Raw genomic sequence first — 19,384 nt, 5'->3', positions numbered from 1 at the left:
ATGTTCTCTCGATTTTATTAGGTGTATGCGGTTGCTTCGACTTCAATGAGCATATGCTCTAATGCAAGGCGTGGTACAGGAATGAGTGTACAGGCTGGAAAAGGATGATTTTTCCATAAATTTTGCATAACTTTAATTAAAATTTGGTGTTTTTCATCCGAATGGTTAACAACTAAAACTCTTAACACTGCAATGTTACTAAGCTCTGCATTGGCAGCTTGTAAAGCATGTTGAATGTTATTAATGGCTTGGATAACTTGTTCTTCAAAATTTGGGCTTAATTCACCTTTTGAATTTTCGCCTCCTTGACCTGCAATATGAATAATCTTTTTAAAATTTTCTACTACAGCCACATGACTATAAGCATTTGGGGTAGGGTCATATAAAGTTGATGGATTTATGATTTTAAAAGTTTCTTTATTCATGGAACTCAACCGTTCATTCAAATTTAGATGAGTATCCAACCTCAACTTAAGTTGAGGTCAAGAAAATTTAATGTTTTAGTCTTTTCTTTCTAAGTGTAATCATCATCACACCCATAATGTTGAGAAGACAACCCGCCCATTGCCACATATTTAAATGTTCATTTAAAAATATAACCGCAAGCAAAATCGTTAAAACAGGTCCGATTGAAGCAATCATTGCTGATTGAGAGGCTCCAAGTCTTTCAATACTTTGCATGAGCATAACGGTAGGCAAGACGGTAACTAAGAAGCCAAGTCCGACGCCGTACCAAATTACACTGGATGGAAGTTGTAATAGAAGTTGAATAGGCTGAGGAGTGCTTAATACATAGTGCGTTAATGTACCGATACAAGCGACTGTTAAAGCTAAACCTGTGAAATTCCAAGAACCAAATTTTTTAATTAATGGCGGGGTCAGTAGTAAATAGCCCGCAAAAGCTACCGCACCTGCAAATACTAAACTTGTACCTAGCCAGAAGTTGCCCTGAATTGGTGCGTTGTTGTGCTCTTGAAGCATGACCAGCACGGTTCCACCATAACTAAGAAAAATGGCAAATAAACTTTTTGCATCTAATTTTTGTTTGTAGAGTAAGCTTGAGACGATGACAGTAAGCGTGGGATATAAAAATAGAATAATTCGTTCTAGAGAGGCACTAATAAACATGAGACCCATAAAATCGAGCCAACTTGCAAAGTAGTAGCCTAATAGACCGGCAAAAATTAAAATTAGCCAATCCTTCTTTTTTATGCCCTTATTATGATGCCTGTTAAGCCAACAAATAAGTAGAAAGAACGGTAAAGCGCTTAACATGCGTAAAGCCATCAGGACTGTAGCGTCGACTAATGGAGAAAGGGCATAAGTCTGTTTAATGAAGATTGCTTTTGTACTGAATAGAAAAGCAGAGCAAAGAGCAAAAAAAGACCCGATTTGAAACGAAGAAAACGAAATTTTCATATACAAGACTGTATAAGAGAGACTGTTGTCTGCAAAAAAAAGAAAAAGCTTCCTATGTTACACCTCAAATCAAATATCGTGAATCATCAGTTCAAAATATGGGTATTTATTAAATAAATATTGGGTGGTATTTTAAAAAAGTTCAATTAGAATCCAAATTCTGTACAAAGAATACACATGGGGGAAACATTGCAGGTTGCAATGTTTTTGACAATGAGAAATTAGCTTGAGGAACGCTCATGCAAATCGGAATCCCAACCGAAACTGTCGTCGGTGAAAATCGTGTAGCTGCTACGCCAGAGACAGTAAAGAAGTTGATTAGCGCTGGTCATAGCGTTGTGATTGAACGTGGTGCCGGTGTAAAGGCTGCGTACATTGACAGTGCTTATGAACAGGTCGGTGCAACCATTACGGATGATGCCTATACGGGTAGTCAAATTATTTTGAAAGTTCGTGCGCCACAAGGCGGGGAAATTCAAAAACTTGCAGCAAATACTGCTGTTGTAGCAATGTTTGATCCTTATCGTAATACCGAGCTAGATCAGTTTGCGAATCAGCAAGTTTCTGCTTTTGCATTGGAATTGCTTCCTCGTACGCTTTCTCGTGCGCAGAACATGGACGTATTGTCTTCTCAGGCAAACCTTTCTGGTTATAAATCAGTTTTGCTTGCTGCCGCTGAATATCAGCGCATGTTCCCAATGCTTATGACTGCTGCTGGTACTGTAAAACCTGCTCGTGTTGTGATTATGGGTGTGGGCGTTGCAGGTCTTCAGGCAATTGCAACGGCAAAACGTTTAGGTGCAATTGTTGAAGCAACTGATTTACGTCCTACAGCAAAAGATCAAGTTGAATCTTTAGGCGGTAAGTGGTTAGACGTACCAATGTCTGAAGAAGAGCAACAACGTGCAGCAGATGCCGCTAAAAATGGTTATGGATGGATGCCGGGTGAGCAATACATCAAAGACCAAGCCGCGATTGTTGACAAGGCTGTTTCTAACGCTGACATCGTGATTACAACTGCATTGTTGCCGGGTCGTGATGCACCGCGTCTGATTAAGGCTGAAACTGTTGCCAAGATGAAACCAGGCTCTGTCATTTTAGATATGGCTGTTGAAACTGGTGGTAACGTTGAAGGCTCTAAAGTGGGCGAGACTGTGTTTACAGAAAATGGCGTGAAAATTTTGGGTGTTCCAAATATTCCGGCAACTGTAGCGACAGAAGCTTCCGCACTATATGCGCGTAACGTATTCAATTTCGTAGAAACTTTATTCGACAAAGAGAAAAACTTTGCGATTAATCAAGAAGACGAAATCCAAAAAGCCCTATTGGTCACTCATGGCGGTCAAGTACTGCTTAAGCGTGGTTAAGGAGATTTCTCATGGTTGAAACTATTACAATTTTCGTCCTTGCCATCTTCGTAGGTTATTATGTAGTTTGGGGTGTTACACCAGCTTTACATACGCCACTTATGGCTGTAACCAATGCGTTGTCATCTATTATTGTGGTGGGTGCGATGTTGCAAACTGTGGGTCTACCTATTTTGGGTGTAGATGCTAACGTTGCATTTCAAAGTGTGAATGTGGTGAGCGTACTTGGTGCGATTGCAGTATTTTTGGCAAGCATTAATATTTTCGGTGGCTTTGCAGTAACTGCACGCATGCTGGAAATGTTCAAGCCTAAGCAAAAGAAATAAGAGGGCTTTGACATGGAATTTATTCAAGCAAATGCAAACTGGTTGTACCTTGTTGGAGCAATCCTCTTTATCTTGACGCTTCGTGGCTTGTCTGGCCCTAAAACAGCAATTCAAGGTAACCGTTACGGTATGATCGCGATGGCGATTGCAGTGGTAACGACCTTCTTTGTTGCGAATAACCCAGTCATCTGGATGATTGTTGGTGCAATGGTGCTCGGTGCAATCGTAGGTATTGCACGTGCTCGTACTGTGCCAATGACACAAATGCCAGAAACTGTTGCGCTCATGCACTCTTTAGTTGGTTTGGCTGCTGTCCTCATTGCAATTGCTGCAATTTTGCATAATAACCAATTAACTGAATTGTTTGCTCAAAATGAGGCGGCTTTGACTGCGGCTGGTGTGCAACATGTGCACATGAGTAGTGTTCACTTATTTGAATTGTTCGTAGGTTGTTTTGTTGGTGCGATTACCTTTACTGCATCTGTGTTCGCGTACGGTAAATTGGCTGCAAAAAAATGGGCGAAAACGATTTCTGGTGCATGGGTTAAACCTGTTCAAGCGCTTATCTTTATTGCGATGTTGGCTTGTGGTTTCTACTTCTTCACGACTGGTAACATGACTGCTTTCTGGGCAATGACAGCACTTGCGCTTGCATTTGGCTGGGTATGGATTGCACCAGTGGGTGGTGGTGATATGCCTGTAGTAGTATCGCTTCTTAACTCATTCTCGGGTTGGGCTGCGGCAGGTATTGGTTTTACACTTGAAAACAACATGTTGATTGTTGCGGGTTCTCTCGTGGGTTCATCTGGTGCGATTCTGTCGTACATCATGTGTAAAGCAATGAACCGTTCGATCATCAATGTATTGTTTGGTGGTGCAATGGGTGGTGCAGCGGTTGCTACTGCTGCTAAAGGTGAGCAAGTTCAACGTAACCATCGTTCTGGTTCTGCCGATGATGCTGGTTTCTTGATGTCAAATGCTGACAGCGTTGTGATTGTGCCTGGTTATGGTATGGCGCAAGGTCGTGCACAAAATGCTGTAAAAGAATTGTGTGAAATTCTAAAAGAGCAAGGTGTTCGCGTTCGTTTTGCAATCCATCCAGTTGCTGGTCGTATGCCTGGTCATATGAACGTATTACTTGCTGAAGCAGACGTAGCATATGAAGATATCTTGGAAATGGATGAGATTAACTCAGACTTCCCAGCAACAGATGTGGTGCTTGTAATTGGTGCAAATGACGTAGTAAACCCAGCTGCGAAAGATGATCCAACTTCACCAATTTATGGCATGCCGATTCTTGAAGCACATAAAGCGCGTACAATCATGGTGATTAAGCGTTCTATGGCTACAGGTTACGCAGGTCTAGACAATGATTTGTTCTACAATGAAAAAACGATGATGATCTTTGGTGATGCGAAGAAAGTTGTGGAAGATATGACAAAAGCAATCAATGGTGGCGGTCACTAATCTGACCTCAATCAGGATTGCAAAAGCCACCCTCGGGTGGCTTTTTTTATTTAGCTTATTTGTTTAAAGAAATTTTTCTACAAGGTTTAGTGATTGTTGATAGAGGTCGCGTGCCAGTTGCTGGTTTTTGGCATGTGATGATTTCCAGTCGGGCATGTGCGCACTGACATATTCACCATTGCGGTTTTGCCATGCATCTCCAATTGCCATTTCTGTAATGAGTTTTGCTGGAACTGAAGTGGGAACTAATCCTAATTTCATGGCAGCATAAACTGGTTTTGGTAATTCGCGGTAAATATCAGAAGCAACACCGCCGGGGTGTAATGCATTGTTGGTAATTGAGCTTTCAGCTAGCTGTTCTGCTAAGGCGTTGCTGAACAGTAAATTTGCAAGTTTAGATTGTCCATAATAGAACAGGGGATTGTAAAAACCTTCGGCACGAAACTTGTTGGGTTTAATTGAGCCCACCCAGTGAGCAATTGATGCAAGATGAACAATACGTGCTTTCGGCGATTGTTGTAAAACTGGAAGTAGTTTTTGAGTTAGTAAAAAATGGCCTAAATAATTAACGCCAAATTGCTGCTCGAAACCATCAACAGTTAGTTGTTTGGTTTTTGCAAATAACCCTGCATTGTTAATGAGTACATCAAGGCTGCCATAGCGGTCGGCAATCTCATTAGCAGCTTTTTGAGTCAATTCAAGATTGTTTAAATCAAGGGAAACTAAATCAACTTGTCCTTGGTTAAGGGCGCGTAATTTATTTTGTGCATCTTGAGCTTTTTCTGGATTTCGGCACGCTAAAATAACATGTTGCCCTTGTTTAACGAGTTGTTCTGCTGTGGCGAAACCAATACCTGTGTTGGCGCCTGTAATTAATACCTTCACTTTCTGTACTCCAGTTATGCTATTTATTGGTGGGGACTTCAAGAGTTTGTATATTGCTGTAAATCTGACAATTTGTCATGTCAATTTTAAAGATGGCTGATGACTGACTGTTTGCAGTAGGTATTGAGGTATTTGAGGGTGTTATTTGAGAGCTGTTAATATGGTTAACAGATAAATAAAAAAGCGGCTCAAAAGAGCCGCTTTTTTTAAAAGCAAAATTTTAAGCAACCGACTCTGGGGCGGTACGCCATAAGCTTTCTAAATCGTAGAATTTACGAGCTGTTGGTAGCATCACATGTACTACAACAAAGCCGAGATCAATCAAGATCCATTCTGCATCTCGTTCACCTTCAACGCCAATCGGGCGGAAACCGGCTTTTCGAGCTTCTTCTGCAACGTTGTCTGCGAGTGCTTTCACATGACGAGTAGAGGTGCCGCTCGCAATTACGATAGCATCAGCGACATTGCTAATTGAGCTAACATCTAACTGGAGAATATCTTTTGCTTTTACATCAACTAAAGCGTCATGAACGACTTCGAGACAAGTTTGTACGTCTTTATTTGAGGCATTCATTGCGAAATCGTGAGAATTAGACACGCTGGGCGATGGTTCTAAATTCATATAGGGTATATTTTCCTGACAATTACTCACTATCTAATATAGTCGTTTTCGCACTAAATTTCAAACAGAACTCGTAACAGTTTATATATTTACATCATCGGAAAAATATTTTTTCTTCCAAGTAAATGACTGATTTGAAGTATTTTCAGGTTTGTATTCTGCTGCAATATAGTTTTGATAAGAACTTTGCTTGAGCCAAGAAAAAATTTGTTCATAGGGAATTTGAGCTGTATCTGGCTCATGACGGCCCGGACAATCCGCAAATTGAATGTGTCCAATTGAGTTAATATTCTCTTGTAAACCCTCAAGTATATCTTCGCCCATCATCGCCATGTGATAGCAGTCATATTGCATTTTTAGAGTAGGGTCGTTGACCGCTTCTAGCATTTCTTGTGCTTGCGCAATATTTTGTACTAAAAAGCGGGGTATATCTGTACCGTTAATCATTTCAAAAACGGGTTCTATGTCGTATTCACTGAGCACATTACAGGCAAGTTTCAAATTAGCTGCTAATGTTTTCAAGCAAGGAAGTAAGTCGGCATCTAGAGGCTGTTTACCTGCTAATATATTGATACGTGGAACTTTTAAAGCGGTAGCATAGCTAATGGCTAACTCTAACGCTTCACGGAAAGCTATTTCTTGGCCGGGTACGCCTGCTAAACCATTTCCGCCTTGCATAAGATCACCCGCAGGTACATTAATTAGGCAAAGGCTAAGATTGTAGTGTTCGAGTTGAGTTTGAATATCTGAAATCGCCAATTCATAAGGAAATTGAATTTCTACATATTCAAAGCCCTGTGCATACGCCAGAGCAAAGCGTTCGATTAAAGGAACTTCGGTAAAAATCATGGATAAATTGACTGCAAGACGACCCATACTCAAACTCCGTTTATTTTTGCTCTATTAATTGAATCATAGTAGCTAAATCTTTCTCAGCAAAGCCATTTTTTTGGTGAGTTTGTAGCTGTAATAGAGCTTTTTGTGCAACTGGGATGTCTAAATTAACATTGTGAGCCAATGTTACTGCGTTGTTAAGATCCTTAGATAATGTTTGAACTTTCCACTGAATTGGCTCAAATGTATGTGTTGCCATACGCGGGGTAAGAATTTGAAAGGGTTTAGAGTCAGCAAATCCACCCGCTAAAGCAGGAGCAAGCAATGTTGTATCTACACCAGCTCGGTCTGCAAGCGCGACAGCCTCTGCAATCAGGGCGCTGTTGGCTGCAACAATAAGTTGATTACAAATTTTGGTGGCTTGGCCAGTTCCTGTATCTCCCATTCTGGTCACGCGCTGGGATAGAACATTATAAATAGGAGTTAGGTGGGTAATGGTTTGAGCATCACCACCTGCAAAAATGACAAGGGTGCCTTGTTCTGCACCCACTGTTCCACCGGATACGGGTGAATCAATCCATGTTATTTGATGTGTGGCAGCTACTTGGGCAAGTATTTTTGTTGCAGCAACAGATAAGCTCGAGAAATCAACAATAACCTGCTCAGCTTTTAAGTGAGGGTGAATTTGTTCAAATACGGCCTCTACAGCTTTGTCATCTGCTAGACAGGTTAAAATAACGGGATACTCACCAATATTTGAAAGTTCTAAAGCTTGTGCACCGATATCAATCAGTCCTTCACATGCAGAGAAGGTTCGATTCCAAACCGCAACTTGAAAGCCGGCTTGAATAAGGCGGGTTGCCATCCGACTTCCCATAAGCCCCATACCTAAAAAAGCAATAGGGGTGTTGCGATCAAAATTCATAATTTAAGCTCTTATTTATATTGGCGTGGTAAAAAATTAACTTCCGGATGTTTGTCTTTTTTACGAGCAAGTTTGCTATTTTTACCAAGTAATAATTTAAGTTGCCAGATTTTTTCGAGACGCAATGATTTTTCTGGTTGATGCTCCATTGCATCAAGTACACGTTTTGCCGCTGTGAGAGCATCAGGTGAACGCTGCAACATTTCAGCTGCAATCTCATTTGCTCTTTCTAGTGGCGAGTCACTTAAGTGAGTCACAAGACCGATTTCTTTTGCATAATTCCCATCAAAAACACGGGCAGTTAAGGTGAGTTCTTTTGCTAGGTCAACGCTAATTAAACCTTTTAATGAGCGCGTAAGTCCCATATCAGGGACTAAACCCCAACGACTTTCCATAATCGACATTTTTGTTTCCGGATGAGAAATTCGGATATCGGAAGCCAAGGCAAGTTGCATACCCGCGCCGAAACAATATCCTTCTAATGCAGCAATAACAGGTACGGGTAAATTCTGCCAAGTCAGAAATGCTTTTTGAAAAAGACTTTGTCCTGGTTTTACAAGTTCCCAAATGGCAAAAGCAGAGTTTTTGGGATTGTTGAGGTCAGATAAGTCAATGCCAGCACTAAACACATTTCCTTCGCCTGTCAAAATAACACAGCGAATATCTCTATCCTTTTTAATTGCTTTTGCAGTTGAAACTAACTCTTTTAATAAGGCAAAGCTCATCGCATTGCGTTTGTCTGGACGGTTTAAATATACCGTTGCAATGCCATTATTTTTTTCAATACGTAAGAGTGCCATGAGATTCCCGCTTCTTTTTTTATAGATGAACGGAGCATAACATGGCTGTAATCATGGAAACATGACAGCCCAGTCATACCTATTTGATAGATATGTTAGTCGGGGATTACCAAGATCTGGAGAGCGGCACTTTCTACTTCTTTAACCACAAGGCCTAATTCATCAAAGCGTTGCATAACTTCTTCAATGAAGCCTTCATCTGCTATACGGCGTTCTTTACGTAGTGTTGAAATAAATTGCTCAAAGTCCCCCGTTACTTGTTGTAGTTTTGGGGCACCTACATAGCGAGTAGCACCATAGAGGCGATGTAAAACATGCTCAAGTTGAGGGAAGTCTTCAAGCTCAATGAGCTGCTGCATTTCGTCTAGTTCAGTTGGAAAACTATCAACTAACATTTTAAGTAGATCTTGTGCTAAGTCTTCTTTATTTGCCGCAAGCTGCAAACTTTGTTGCCAATTTAAAATTTGTGGATCTAAAGCTTCTGCAACGACATGATGGTCTTTATCTAAGGCTTTTGCTGTAAAGTTGTTTTTAGTCCATTGCGTTAAGATCTGGATGATTTGCTCCATTTGAATTGGCTTAGTGACATAGTCATTCATGCCTACTTTAAGGAGTTTTTGTTTTTCATCGGCAAGCGCATGGGCGGTTAGTGCAATGATTGGAAGCTGCATTTCTCCATCGAGCGTTGACTCTAAAGAACGAATAGCACGAGTGGTATCAATGCCCGACATAACCGGCATTTGAATATCCATAAACACTAAATCAAAAGGTTTAAGTTTCTGATCAATTCGCTCTTGGATTAGGTTAAGTGCTTCTTGGCCACTGAGTGCTTTAGTTGTTTTAACGTTTAATTCACCCAACAAAGCTTCTAAAACAATTAAGTTTGGTAAATGGTCATCTACTGCCAGAATGTGTAAACCCTGACCATTAAAATCTTGCTGTTCTTCTTCAAAAATAGGTTGATCATTTAATAACTGAATGAGTCCGCTTCGACTTAATGGTTGATAGAGAGGGCGAGCACGGTATTCACTGAGCATGTTTGGCTCAAGCGTCATTTGATAGCCATAGACTGCTAAATTACCTTGATAACGGCTACGGATTTCTTTTAATAGCGCTTCTGTATCACCGCTATGATCAACGATAAGCCATGTATTATCTTTCTGATCAAGATGTTTTAAACGGCTAAACAAGTCCAGAATCGATTGTGTTTCGATATGAGGAACATGGTAGTTTTCAAGGTAGTAACGTAAAACACTTGCTGTAGCAGGGTGCGCAAGATACGACACCACTTGTAAATGCTCAAAGTGAGGATGTTCGATTTCGTAATCTTCATCTACCACAAATTGTGCGGTAAACCAGAAGGTTGAACCTTTTTCAGTTGGAGCACGTTCTTGGTTATCTTCAAAGCCAATTTGACCATGCATGAGATGAACAAGTTGTTTAGAAATAGCTAAACCTAAACCTGTACCACCAAATTGACGTGTAACTGAAGCATCGCCTTGCGAGAATGATTCAAATAGTTTTTTACGGTCTGTGCCACTTAAACCAATACCACTATCTTGAACACTGAAATGAAGCAGACATTGCCCAATATCATCATGTTCCATACGAACACGAACAATAATTTCACCATCTGGAGTGAACTTGATTGCATTAGAAATCAAGTTGGTCAGGATTTGCTTGAAGCGTAAAGCATCACCAATCACTTGCTGTGGAATGTTGTCCGCATAGTAAAAAGCCATGGCGATATGTTTTTGAGCGGCCAGTGGAGATAGCATATCCATGACATCAAAAATGGCTTCTTCTAAATCAAAAGGTGCTGTTTCTAGTTCTAGCTTACCCGCATCAATTTTCGAGAAATCTAATACATCGTTAATTAATGCCAATAGATGGGCAGATGACTTGCGAATGGTTTGTAAATAAAGATTTTGTTCGTTATTTAAATTTTGTTGACGAAGCAATAAATGAATAAAGCCATCAATACTGTTGAGAGGTGTTCGAAGCTCATGACTAATATTGGCAAGGAAAACTGACTTTGCTTGGTTTGATGAAATCGCTTGGTCACGTGCTTGACGATAGGTAATGTTTTGGACTTCTAGGGTATCTAGTGTTCTGCGTAAGTCTTCTTCTGTTTGTTCAGTGTGTTCTTTTAATTCTAGAAAGCTAAAGTGCAATCGCTTAACAACATTTGCAATATCGCGTTGTAGTAAGCGTAGCTCTCCAGTACTGTTAATGACGAGGTGCTGATCTAGAGTATCTGCATTTAGACGTTGTAACTGCATGCGAATTTCATACATCGGCGCAATCCAGCGACGAGAATAAAAATTTAAGCAAAGTAAAAGTAATAGTAGGGTCATTAATCCAGTAATGACGAGAGCAATCATAATACGATAACGTGCCAACTCTAGAGGCTGGTTATCCATTTCAATCACTAACCAGACAGGCGCTTTTCCAGCTTTATTGCTAATTTGCAGTCCATAAATATTGTTGTGGTTATAAGAGATGGGACCAAAAAAATTATTACTACTAGGAAAGCTCGGCCAATAACGATTATCACGATAACCAATACTTAAATAAGTCTGTCCATTGTTATCAATTAATACCGCGCGTTTAAGATTTTTTTCGCTAAACATGCTTTGCATGATGTGCTGGGCATGATCGTATTCATCGGGCTCTAGTTCGACTAGCGTATATAGATCTTTCGCAATTTGATTGTAGCGAGCTAAAATTGCTGAGGCGTGATGTAGCTGTTGTTGTTTTACCGAATGTGATGTTTCAGTTAAAACCAGAAAAGCACCGACTCCTGTTAAAATCATAATCGGCACAAAAATTAGAGCAATCAATTGCCCATATGCATGATTCAGACGTAAGCGTTTCGATATGGTTTTATTGAAATTAGACATGGCTACATCAGATTTATCTCTCTGTACGGCATCTTATCACGCTTTATTTTAAAACAGACGGCATTTTATAAATGACCGAGCTTTAATCGCTTTCATGAAAAAGCATATTGAAATGGGTGCAGTACCGAGCATTTTTTCATACAATAGGCGCACCTCGATATAGGTATTGATCATGAGTAATACACAACCTGACTTTTTAGCCGACGAATTTTTGTTAGATCACTATGTAGGTAAGACACCTCTAGTTCGTTTGCAGCGATTAGCTTCTCATACGCAAGCGATGGTTTTAGCAAAATTAGAAGGCAATAATCCGGCAGGTTCTGTAAAAGACCGTCCTGCATATAACATGATTATGCAGGCAGAAAAACGTGGTCAAATTAAGCCAGGCGACACCTTGATTGAGGCAACCAGTGGGAACACAGGTATTGCTTTGGCAATGGTTGCTGCAATGCGTGGCTATAAAATGAAACTTATTATGCCGAACAACATGAGTCAGGAACGTAAAGGTGCGATGCTGGCTTATGGCGCAGAGCTGATTGAAGTAACACCGCAGCAAGGTATGGAAGGTGCACGTGATTTAGCTTTGCAAATGGAAAAAGAAGGCAAAGGGCACGTTTTAAATCAGTTTGGTAATCCTGATAATGTTGAAGCCCATTACTTAACAACAGGTCCTGAAATTTGGAAACAAACAGGTGGGAAAATCACCCATTTTGTAAGCTCAATGGGTACGACTGGTACCATCATGGGTGTTTCTAAATATTTAAAAGAACAAAACCCAGATATTCAAATTGTTGGTTTGCAACCAGCAGATGGATCAAGTATTGCTGGTATTCGCCGTTGGCCAAAAGAATATTTACCTACTATTTTTGATAGTAGCCGTGTGGATCGTACTATTGATATTCCACAAATTGATGCTGAAAAAACCATGCGTAAATTAGCGCGGATGGAAGGCATTAGTGCGGGGACATCTTCAGGCGGTGCGGTATGGGCATCTATCAAGATTGCAGAAGAAAATCCAGATGCTGTTATTGTTTGCATTATCTGTGACCGTGGCGACCGCTACTTGTCTACAGGATTGTTTTCAGTGCAGGACGACAACTCATAATTGAGAGAAATAATGCGTTTCCCAACCTTAGTTTTTGATATTGAAACTTTAACTGATTTAAAAGCGGGAGCGCATTTATATCATCTTGATTTACCAGAGGCTGATGTAGAGCAAGCATTGACTAAACTGCGCCGTCAAGAATCAGGCATGGATTTTCAGCGCTTACCTTTGCATGAAATTGTTTGTATTTCTGGTCTATGGATTGATGAGTCAGGTTTTAGATTATTCTCTTTTAGTCGTGAACAATATTCTGAAGCTGAGATTTTGCAAAAATTCTTGTCAATTTTTGATAAGCGTCATCCCACTTTAGTGAGTTGGAACGGCTCACAATTTGATTTACCCGTTATTCTGTTTCGCGCAATGTATCATGGGCTTTCTGCACCGGGCTTGTTTGATCAAGGTGAGATTGATAGCCAGAAGCGTTTTAATAATTACCAAAACCGTTATCACCATCGCCACATTGATTTAATGGACGTGATGGCAATGTTTAATGGGCGTAATTTTCAAAAGCTGGATGATATTGCCTGCATTTTAGGTTTGCCGGGCAAACGCGGTGAATCGGGTTATCATGTACCAGAATATGTTCGTAATCAGCAGTGGTTGAAATTGACCAGCTATTGCGAAGGGGATGTACTCAATACATGGTTTGTCTATGTACGTTGGTTGTTATTAAAAGGACAATTAACAGTAGATGAGCATAATGATTGGGTAAATTCTAGTATTGATTATTTGAGAAATATTCCTCAGCAAGCAGATTTTCTTGAAGTATGGGAACGTACCTCAAAACATAGTGAATTTACTTCACACTATTTTAATTCTTCAGATTTTTAGGTTCATCCTTTGAAACAACAAGCCAAATCTCGCAAGCCTCAACAACCTGAATATATTTTTCAAGTTGAAACACTTTCTCATGAGGGGCGAGGAATTGCGCATTATGGTTCTCATCCTGATCATCCAGCAGATAAGCATGGCAAAAAAGTTTTTATTCGTTATGCATTGCCCGGAGAAACTGTAAAGGCTCAGATTACCCATCAAGCGAAGCGTCTTGAAGAAGCAGAGATGGTGCAGTTGTTAGGAGAGCCGTCAACTCATCGCATAGATGCAATTTGCCCTCATTATGGAATTTGCGGTGGCTGTAGCATGCAGCATATCGATCCTGATGAACAAATCCGCTTAAAGCAAAGTGTGCTCCAATCACATTTACAACATTTTGCAGGCATCCAACCTGAACAGTGGCTAGAGCCGATTCGATCTTTACAAAGCGATTATCGTCGTCGTGCTCGAATAGGTGTGCGTTATTTGCCGAAGCCAGATCGCTTAATTATGGGGTTTCGTGAACATCATAGTAATCGACTAACTTCTATCTACACTTGTAGTGTTTTGGATAAAAAACTATCAGATAGCTTGCCTGAGCTGCGTATTTTACTCCAAAGTCTAAAAGGCAAAGCGCATATAGGTCATGTAGAATTAGCAAAAGGTGATCAAGAAATTTCTTTATTGGTTCGTCATGTAGAAAAATTAAACAATTCTGATGTCAACCAATTAAAGCAATTTGCGTTAGACAAAGGGTGGCAGTTGTATTTACAGCCTAAGGGACCTGAAAGTATTCGTCGTATTGATGATGAAAAAGGTGCTTTACGTTTACACTATGCCTTAGAGCGGTTTGATGTAAATTTTGCTTTTTCGCCATTGGATTTTACTCAGGTCAATGCCACAGTAAATGAACAAATGGTTCAATTGGCATGTGAATTGCTTCAATTGCAACCAGGTGAAAAAGTACTTGATCTATTTAGTGGTTTAGGCAACTTTTCGCTCCCGTTAGCACGATGTGTTGGAGAGAGTGGTCAGGTTGTTGGTGTGGAAGGGAGTGAAGATATGGTTCAGCGCGCAACAGCTAATGCAAAAAGCAATAGTTTGGTGCAGGCAACCTTCTTTTCACAAGATTTAACAAAAGATTTTTCGCATCATTCTTGGGCAAATCAAGGATTTGATGCATTATTGATTGATCCTCCTCGTGCTGGTGCATATGAAATTATGCAGTATGTATCAAATTTTGGAGCAAAAAGAATCGTTTATGTATCATGTAATCCAGCTACACTGGCAAGGGATGCGGGTGTTTTGGTCCAACATGGTTACCAGTTAAAAAAAACAGCTGTGATGGACATGTTTACGCACACAGAACATGTTGAATCCATTGCACTATTTGAAAAAATTCAAGAGATAAACGATTAAAAACATGAGTTACATATTGAGGAGAATGGTATGGTCACAGTACGTGAACAGTTACCTGAACAACTAACAGAGTTGTCCGAGGAAACGACTGTAGAGCATGCCGCCGAAACGCAAATCGGTTTAGCCTCATGGTTGGATCGGGTGCGTGAAATATTAGATGGGGCGAAGCTTGAACAGCTTGAGCAGGTTGCTCATTTAACCCTGCAAAAAGAGTTAGACTCAACGGTTAATCATCGTTCCAATACTTTTGCTACTGGCGTTGGAATGGCTGATATTTTGGCACATCTCCATGTAGATGAAGATACTCTATCGGCAGCCATGCTCTATCGTAGTGTGCGTGAAGACATTACTGATATAGAAGAAGTAAAAAAGAAATTTGGAGATCAGGTCTATAACCTTGTCAAAGGCGCTTTGGCAATGGGTAAGCTCTCGGAACTCATTGAGAAAAATAAACGGTTAGAAGATCACTTTAATAACAATCAACGAGAACATTTAAGTGGCATTTATAAAATGCTGATTTCGGTTACCGAAGATGTTCGTGTTGTTTTAATTAAACTTGCTGAACGTACCTATTCTTTACGAGAGCTTGCAAATTCATCTCGTGAACGTCAAGAACGCGTAGCACGTGAAATTCTTACTATTTATTCGCCATTGGCACATCGACTCGGTATTGCTCAGCTTAAATGGGAACTTGAAGATCTCGCTTTTCGCTATTTAGCTCCAGATCGTTATAAAGAAATTGCGTCATTACTGAATGAAAAACGCTTAGAGCGCGAACACTATATTCAGTTCGTGATTGATCGTTTAAAAAATGAGTTAGCGTCTTACGGAATCGAGTCAGAAATCACAGGTCGAGCGAAGCACATTTATTCGATTTATCGAAAAATGAAAAGCAAAAACCTGAGTTTTGATCAGCTTTACGATATTCGTGCCTTGCGTGTATTGGTCAATAGTGTTCCTGAGTGTTACCACTCTTTGGGTATTGTTCATCAAATCTGGCGTCATATTCCGCATCAGTTTGATGACTATATTACCAACCCGAAAGCAAATGGTTATCGCTCTTTGCATACGGCTGTAATTGCTGAGAATAAATCGCTTGAAGTACAAATTCGTACTCATGAGATGCATGACGAAGCAGAATTAGGCGTATGTTCGCACTTTAACTATAAAGAAGGTTCAAAGAATACAGACCATTCCTTTAACCATCGTTTGCATTCATTGCGTGCTGTTCTTGAACATTACCAAGAACGCAATGACACGACAGTACATCAAAACGAAGATGAAACAGAAGGCTTTGATCAACTACAAGATTTTGAAGGCTTTGAAAAGATTTATGTTTTCAGTCGTGATGGTGACATTAAGGAACTACCACGTGGCTCAACAGTTTTAGATTTTGCTTATCATGTGCATACGGAAGTAGGGAATAAGTGTTACGCAGCACGAGTTAACCAGCGCTATGTGCCATTAACCTATACTTTAAAAACTGGTGAGCAGGTTGAGATTTTAACTAAAAAAGATCGTGATCCAAACCGAGATTGGTTGGTTAACTCTTTAGGTTATATTAAAACCTCTCGTGCCCGTGACAAGCTGCGTCATTGGTTCAGACAGCAAGATCGTAGTAAAAATCTTGAAGTGGGCCGTGAACTTCTTAATAAAGAGTTAGCTCGTCTAGCGATTCACCCAAAAAGTATCGACCTAAATGATTACTCATCACATTTTAACGTGAAAACGGGTGATGATATTTTGGTGAGTCTAGTAAGTGGTGATATTAGCTTACATGCCTTGATTAATCAGGTGAACCGCCAAATGCATCTAGATCAGGATGAACCTGAACTAGTGCTTAAGCCGGCATTAAATCCGCGTGCAAGCCATACGTTATCGGCCCACGGAATTTTAATTGATGGTTTAGACAATGTAGAGTTGCACATCGCTCAGTGCTGTCAGCCCGTGCATGGTGAATCAATCGCTGGATATATTACTTTGAACCGTGGTGTCAGTATCCACAAAGTCATTTGTTCAGACTATCAGCGTATGATTAAGCAAGAACCAGAGCGTGCTGTTGAAGCCGATTGGGAAATGCAGCCAACACGTGGTCAAAGTGTTCAAATTGTGGTTGAAGCATATGATCGTCGTGGTCTGCTTAAAGACTTAACTCAAGTGATTTTCTCTGACCAAATCAATATTCGTCAGGTTAATACAATTTCTGAGGCAGATGGTATTGCCAATATGAAGTTGTTAATTGAAGTGAAAGGATTAGCGCAGCTTTCTCGTTTGTTAGCACGCTTAGAGCAGCAACCTGGAATCATTAGTGCGCGACGCATGATTCAAGGTGTTTAAGTAAATTGAGTAAAAAGGCTGTCAAATGACAGCCTTTTTTATATTGGATTATTTTCTCGATAAATAAATATTGGTTAGTCGGTTTAAAAACTGAGGGCTTAAAGTCGAGAGTTGATAAAGCAGTTTAGTTTTTATGCCAACCGGAGTGTGAGTTGGCGTCCAGAAATGAGCCTTTTTCTCTACAAGCGTAAGTACCTGTTGAGCAATATCATTTGGAGTTAAATCTACCCCCATATTTTGAATTGTGCCTGCATCCATACCCTTAACCATTGCAGTTTGTACAAATAGCGGCATCACATCTAAAACACGAATACCATATTTCTTCCATTCCACATCTAAACCTTCGGTAATTCCGCGAACAGCAAATTTACTAGCTGAATAAGAAATTAAATCAGCTTGTCCATAAATTGCAGAAGCTGATGAAAGATTGATGACACGTGCAAAAGTAGCTTGCTTTAAATAGGGGAGAGCAGCGTGACAGCCATTGATGACACCGTTTACATTAATATTTATTGTTCTTTGGTGAGCTTTAATATCAGTCGTTTCAAATGCACCAGAATATAAAATGCCAGCATTATTTACTAAAATGTTGAGTTCGCCAGCCCATTCAGTAAATTCTTTTAATATAAGTTGCCACTGGCTGTAATCGCTAACATCTAGATAGCCAGCACATGCATTTAGCCCTAAGTCATTTGCCAATTCTTGAGCAAGTGATTCATTAATATCATAAATGCCTACTTTGTATCCTTGTTGGTAAAATACTCGTGCAATTTCTGCCCCAATACCTTGAGCGGCGCCACTAATCAGAATACTGTGTCTCATCTTTTTTCTCTTTGTCAGTACAATAGTGCGACTGATTTAATCGCTTTGATTTTGATCATAACAAATTAAAATCTTAGTTTGACTGACCGAATTTTAAACTTGAGGGTTACCATGGATAAATTGCTTAAAATCATGAAAGAGTTACGAGAAAAATGTCCGTGGGATCAAGCTCAAACCCCAATGACTCTTACCAAATATGCGATTGAAGAAGCATATGAAGTTGAGGCTGCTGTTCGTCAGGGTAATATCGATGAAATCAAAAATGAGCTAGGCGATTTGTTGTTACAAGTTGTGTTTCAATCACAAATGTTTAGTGAGCAAGGTGCTTTTAACTTTCAAGATGTTGTTGAGGCAATAAGTGAAAAGTTAATCCGCCGTCATCCACATGTTTTTCAGGCAGATCAATTTAATAACTTAACGCCAGAACAAGTAAGTGAGTTATGGAAACAAATTAAACAACAAGAAAAACAAGGCAAGCCGCAATCAAGATTAGATGAAATAAAGCATGGGCCAGCACTATTACAGGCACAAGAAATTCAAGAAAATGTCGCAAAAGTTGGTTTTGACTTTGAAACCGTAGAAGATGCTTATGGAAAACTAGAAGAAGAATTGGATGAGTTTAAGCAGGCATTAAAAAATCAAAATATGGATGAAATTCAAGATGAATTTGGAGATTGCCTGTTTTCATTAGTCAATGTTGGACGTAAACTTGCGATTTCAAGTGAAACATCACTTTTATCAACAATACATAAATTTAGAAGCCGTTTTGCTTTTATTGAAGATCAAGCTCAAAAACAGCAAAGAACATTAGAGGACATGACCTTGTCTGAAATGGATGAATTGTGGAATCAGGCAAAGCGGCAATTACGTTTAGGGGAAAAAACACATGCAGCTCAACATGAGTCTTTGGAAGAGTAAGTGTTATATTTTTATTATTTTATTTTGGAGCCTGATTTCATCAACTTTTATTCAGGCTCAATCTTTCGATCAAAATTTTAAGGAGTGGAAGGCTAAACAGCAGATGTATGATCAGAAGTTGAGCATGCAGCACTCCTCTCATTCTAATGTTCCAAAAAGCCCAGCCATGACTGATTCTTCAGGACAAGTTCATTTGAATCAAGCCAATATTGAGGAGCTTCAAAAGCTAAAAGGGATTGGTGAGAAAAAGGCTCAGGCGATTGTAGAATACCGTCAAAAGAATGGTGGCTTTAAAAATATTGATGAATTTAAAAACGTAAAGGGCATAGGTCCAGCCATTTTTGAAAAGAATAAAACGCGGTTGAGTTTATAAATCATGTGTTTGTCAATTGTCATTTCATGCGCAAACTACAGAGAATCAA

General features: G+C 39.8%; 18 protein-coding genes. 9 read left to right on the top strand and 9 right to left on the bottom strand.

Annotation, left to right across the window (positions count from 1 at the left end; all coding sequences use genetic code 11):
* Positions 1 to 17: 17 nt before the first annotated feature.
* Both NL42_RS04565 and NL42_RS04560 read right to left on the bottom strand, forming a co-directional pair.
* A complete protein-coding gene (locus tag NL42_RS04565) occupies positions 18 to 425 on the bottom strand; it encodes a RidA family protein (RefSeq protein ID WP_461311907.1) in 408 nt (135 codons plus the stop codon).
* 67 nt (positions 426 to 492) lie between these two features.
* Entirely contained in the window at positions 493 to 1,419 is a 927-nt protein-coding gene (locus NL42_RS04560; RefSeq protein WP_461311906.1) for a DMT family transporter, read from the bottom strand.
* 239 nt (positions 1,420 to 1,658) lie between these two features.
* Here NL42_RS04560 and NL42_RS04555 point away from each other — a divergent pair, with 239 nt between their 5' ends.
* Genes NL42_RS04555 through NL42_RS04545 form a run of 3 tightly spaced genes read left to right on the top strand, consistent with a single transcriptional unit; the run spans position 1,659 to position 4,579 of the window.
* On the top strand, positions 1,659 to 2,786 hold the full coding sequence (locus tag NL42_RS04555; RefSeq protein WP_267531110.1) for a Re/Si-specific NAD(P)(+) transhydrogenase subunit alpha: 1,128 nt from the start codon (positions 1,659 to 1,661) through the stop codon (positions 2,784 to 2,786).
* 11 nt (positions 2,787 to 2,797) lie between these two features.
* Complete coding sequence (locus tag NL42_RS04550; RefSeq protein WP_003654992.1) at positions 2,798 to 3,112, top strand: proton-translocating transhydrogenase family protein; 315 nt, start codon at positions 2,798 to 2,800, stop codon at positions 3,110 to 3,112.
* Positions 3,113 to 3,124: 12 nt separating this feature from the next.
* Positions 3,125 to 4,579 (top strand): NAD(P)(+) transhydrogenase (Re/Si-specific) subunit beta, encoded by a 1,455-nt coding sequence (locus tag NL42_RS04545; RefSeq protein ID WP_017391250.1) that lies wholly within the window; start codon positions 3,125 to 3,127, stop codon positions 4,577 to 4,579.
* A gap of 63 nt (positions 4,580 to 4,642) precedes the next feature.
* Here the strand turns inward: NL42_RS04545 and NL42_RS04540 are convergent, their stop codons facing one another.
* The 6 genes from NL42_RS04540 to NL42_RS04515 form a co-directional block, all read right to left on the bottom strand.
* Positions 4,643 to 5,464: an SDR family NAD(P)-dependent oxidoreductase gene (locus NL42_RS04540; protein ID WP_461311905.1), complete on the bottom strand. Its 822-nt coding sequence runs from the start codon at positions 5,462 to 5,464 to the stop codon at positions 4,643 to 4,645.
* Positions 5,465 to 5,684: 220 nt separating this feature from the next.
* Positions 5,685 to 6,086: a ribosome silencing factor gene (rsfS, locus tag NL42_RS04535; RefSeq protein ID WP_336166077.1), complete on the bottom strand. Its 402-nt coding sequence runs from the start codon at positions 6,084 to 6,086 to the stop codon at positions 5,685 to 5,687.
* An 81-nt stretch (positions 6,087 to 6,167) separates the two neighbouring features.
* Positions 6,168 to 6,962 carry a hydroxypyruvate isomerase family protein gene (locus NL42_RS04530; protein WP_461311904.1) on the bottom strand — a complete coding sequence of 265 codons (795 nt, stop codon included), beginning with the start codon at positions 6,960 to 6,962 and terminating at the stop codon, positions 6,168 to 6,170.
* 13 nt (positions 6,963 to 6,975) lie between these two features.
* Positions 6,976 to 7,845 (bottom strand): NAD(P)-dependent oxidoreductase, encoded by an 870-nt coding sequence (locus NL42_RS04525; RefSeq protein ID WP_461311903.1) that lies wholly within the window; start codon positions 7,843 to 7,845, stop codon positions 6,976 to 6,978.
* An 11-nt stretch (positions 7,846 to 7,856) separates the two neighbouring features.
* Positions 7,857 to 8,645, bottom strand: coding sequence for a crotonase/enoyl-CoA hydratase family protein (locus NL42_RS04520; protein WP_005302380.1), 789 nt, complete (start codon positions 8,643 to 8,645; stop codon positions 7,857 to 7,859).
* A 95-nt stretch (positions 8,646 to 8,740) separates the two neighbouring features.
* On the bottom strand, positions 8,741 to 11,548 hold the full coding sequence (locus NL42_RS04515; RefSeq protein ID WP_461311902.1) for a GacS-like sensor histidine kinase: 2,808 nt from the start codon (positions 11,546 to 11,548) through the stop codon (positions 8,741 to 8,743).
* 172 nt (positions 11,549 to 11,720) lie between these two features.
* Between NL42_RS04515 and cysM the strand changes: the two genes are divergently transcribed.
* The 4 genes from cysM to NL42_RS04495 are packed head-to-tail and all read left to right on the top strand — an operon-like array spanning position 11,721 to position 17,222.
* On the top strand, positions 11,721 to 12,653 hold the full coding sequence (gene cysM / locus NL42_RS04510; RefSeq protein ID WP_461311901.1) for a cysteine synthase CysM: 933 nt from the start codon (positions 11,721 to 11,723) through the stop codon (positions 12,651 to 12,653).
* 12 nt (positions 12,654 to 12,665) lie between these two features.
* A complete protein-coding gene (locus tag NL42_RS04505; RefSeq protein ID WP_461311900.1) occupies positions 12,666 to 13,484 on the top strand; it encodes a 3'-5' exonuclease in 819 nt (272 codons plus the stop codon).
* Positions 13,485 to 13,493: 9 nt separating this feature from the next.
* Entirely contained in the window at positions 13,494 to 14,885 is a 1,392-nt protein-coding gene (gene rlmD / locus NL42_RS04500; protein WP_461311899.1) for a 23S rRNA (uracil(1939)-C(5))-methyltransferase RlmD, read from the top strand.
* Positions 14,886 to 14,915: 30 nt separating this feature from the next.
* A complete protein-coding gene (locus NL42_RS04495) occupies positions 14,916 to 17,222 on the top strand; it encodes a RelA/SpoT family protein (protein WP_016139235.1) in 2,307 nt (768 codons plus the stop codon).
* A gap of 48 nt (positions 17,223 to 17,270) precedes the next feature.
* Here the strand turns inward: NL42_RS04495 and NL42_RS04490 are convergent, their stop codons facing one another.
* A complete protein-coding gene (locus NL42_RS04490; protein WP_461311898.1) occupies positions 17,271 to 18,044 on the bottom strand; it encodes an SDR family oxidoreductase in 774 nt (257 codons plus the stop codon).
* Between the two features lie 111 nt (positions 18,045 to 18,155).
* Between NL42_RS04490 and mazG the strand changes: the two genes are divergently transcribed.
* Positions 18,156 to 18,962, top strand: coding sequence for a nucleoside triphosphate pyrophosphohydrolase (gene mazG, locus NL42_RS04485; RefSeq protein WP_461311897.1), 807 nt, complete (start codon positions 18,156 to 18,158; stop codon positions 18,960 to 18,962).
* Positions 18,931 to 19,335, top strand: coding sequence for a ComEA family DNA-binding protein (locus NL42_RS04480; protein ID WP_461311896.1), 405 nt, complete (start codon positions 18,931 to 18,933; stop codon positions 19,333 to 19,335). The genes mazG and NL42_RS04480 overlap by 32 nt, the downstream gene beginning before the upstream one ends.
* Positions 19,336 to 19,384: the final 49 nt, after the last annotated feature.

The organism is Acinetobacter sp. GN11, from assembly GCF_054823985.1.
This window is presented reverse-complemented; position numbering and strand designations above follow the sequence as displayed.

Bases quoted from the DNA above. Each gene is read 5' to 3' on its own strand.
- NL42_RS04565 (WP_461311907.1), bottom strand. From the start codon at position 425: ATGAATAAAGAAACTTTTAAAATCATAAATCCATCAACTTTATATGAC.
- NL42_RS04560 (WP_461311906.1), bottom strand. From the start codon at position 1,419: ATGAAAATTTCGTTTTCTTCGTTTCAAATCGGGTCTTTTTTTGCTCTT.
- NL42_RS04555 (WP_267531110.1), top strand. From the start codon at position 1,659: ATGCAAATCGGAATCCCAACCGAAACTGTCGTCGGTGAAAATCGTGTA.
- NL42_RS04550 (WP_003654992.1), top strand. From the start codon at position 2,798: ATGGTTGAAACTATTACAATTTTCGTCCTTGCCATCTTCGTAGGTTAT.
- NL42_RS04545 (WP_017391250.1), top strand. From the start codon at position 3,125: ATGGAATTTATTCAAGCAAATGCAAACTGGTTGTACCTTGTTGGAGCA.
- rsfS (WP_336166077.1), bottom strand. From the start codon at position 6,086: ATGAATTTAGAACCATCGCCCAGCGTGTCTAATTCTCACGATTTCGCA.
- NL42_RS04530 (WP_461311904.1), bottom strand. From the start codon at position 6,962: ATGGGTCGTCTTGCAGTCAATTTATCCATGATTTTTACCGAAGTTCCT.
- NL42_RS04525 (WP_461311903.1), bottom strand. From the start codon at position 7,845: ATGAATTTTGATCGCAACACCCCTATTGCTTTTTTAGGTATGGGGCTT.
- NL42_RS04520 (WP_005302380.1), bottom strand. From the start codon at position 8,645: ATGGCACTCTTACGTATTGAAAAAAATAATGGCATTGCAACGGTATAT.
- NL42_RS04515 (WP_461311902.1), bottom strand. From the start codon at position 11,548: ATGTCTAATTTCAATAAAACCATATCGAAACGCTTACGTCTGAATCAT.
- cysM (WP_461311901.1), top strand. From the start codon at position 11,721: ATGAGTAATACACAACCTGACTTTTTAGCCGACGAATTTTTGTTAGAT.
- NL42_RS04505 (WP_461311900.1), top strand. From the start codon at position 12,666: ATGCGTTTCCCAACCTTAGTTTTTGATATTGAAACTTTAACTGATTTA.
- NL42_RS04495 (WP_016139235.1), top strand. From the start codon at position 14,916: ATGGTCACAGTACGTGAACAGTTACCTGAACAACTAACAGAGTTGTCC.
- NL42_RS04490 (WP_461311898.1), bottom strand. From the start codon at position 18,044: ATGAGACACAGTATTCTGATTAGTGGCGCCGCTCAAGGTATTGGGGCA.
- mazG (WP_461311897.1), top strand. From the start codon at position 18,156: ATGGATAAATTGCTTAAAATCATGAAAGAGTTACGAGAAAAATGTCCG.
- NL42_RS04480 (WP_461311896.1), top strand. From the start codon at position 18,931: ATGCAGCTCAACATGAGTCTTTGGAAGAGTAAGTGTTATATTTTTATT.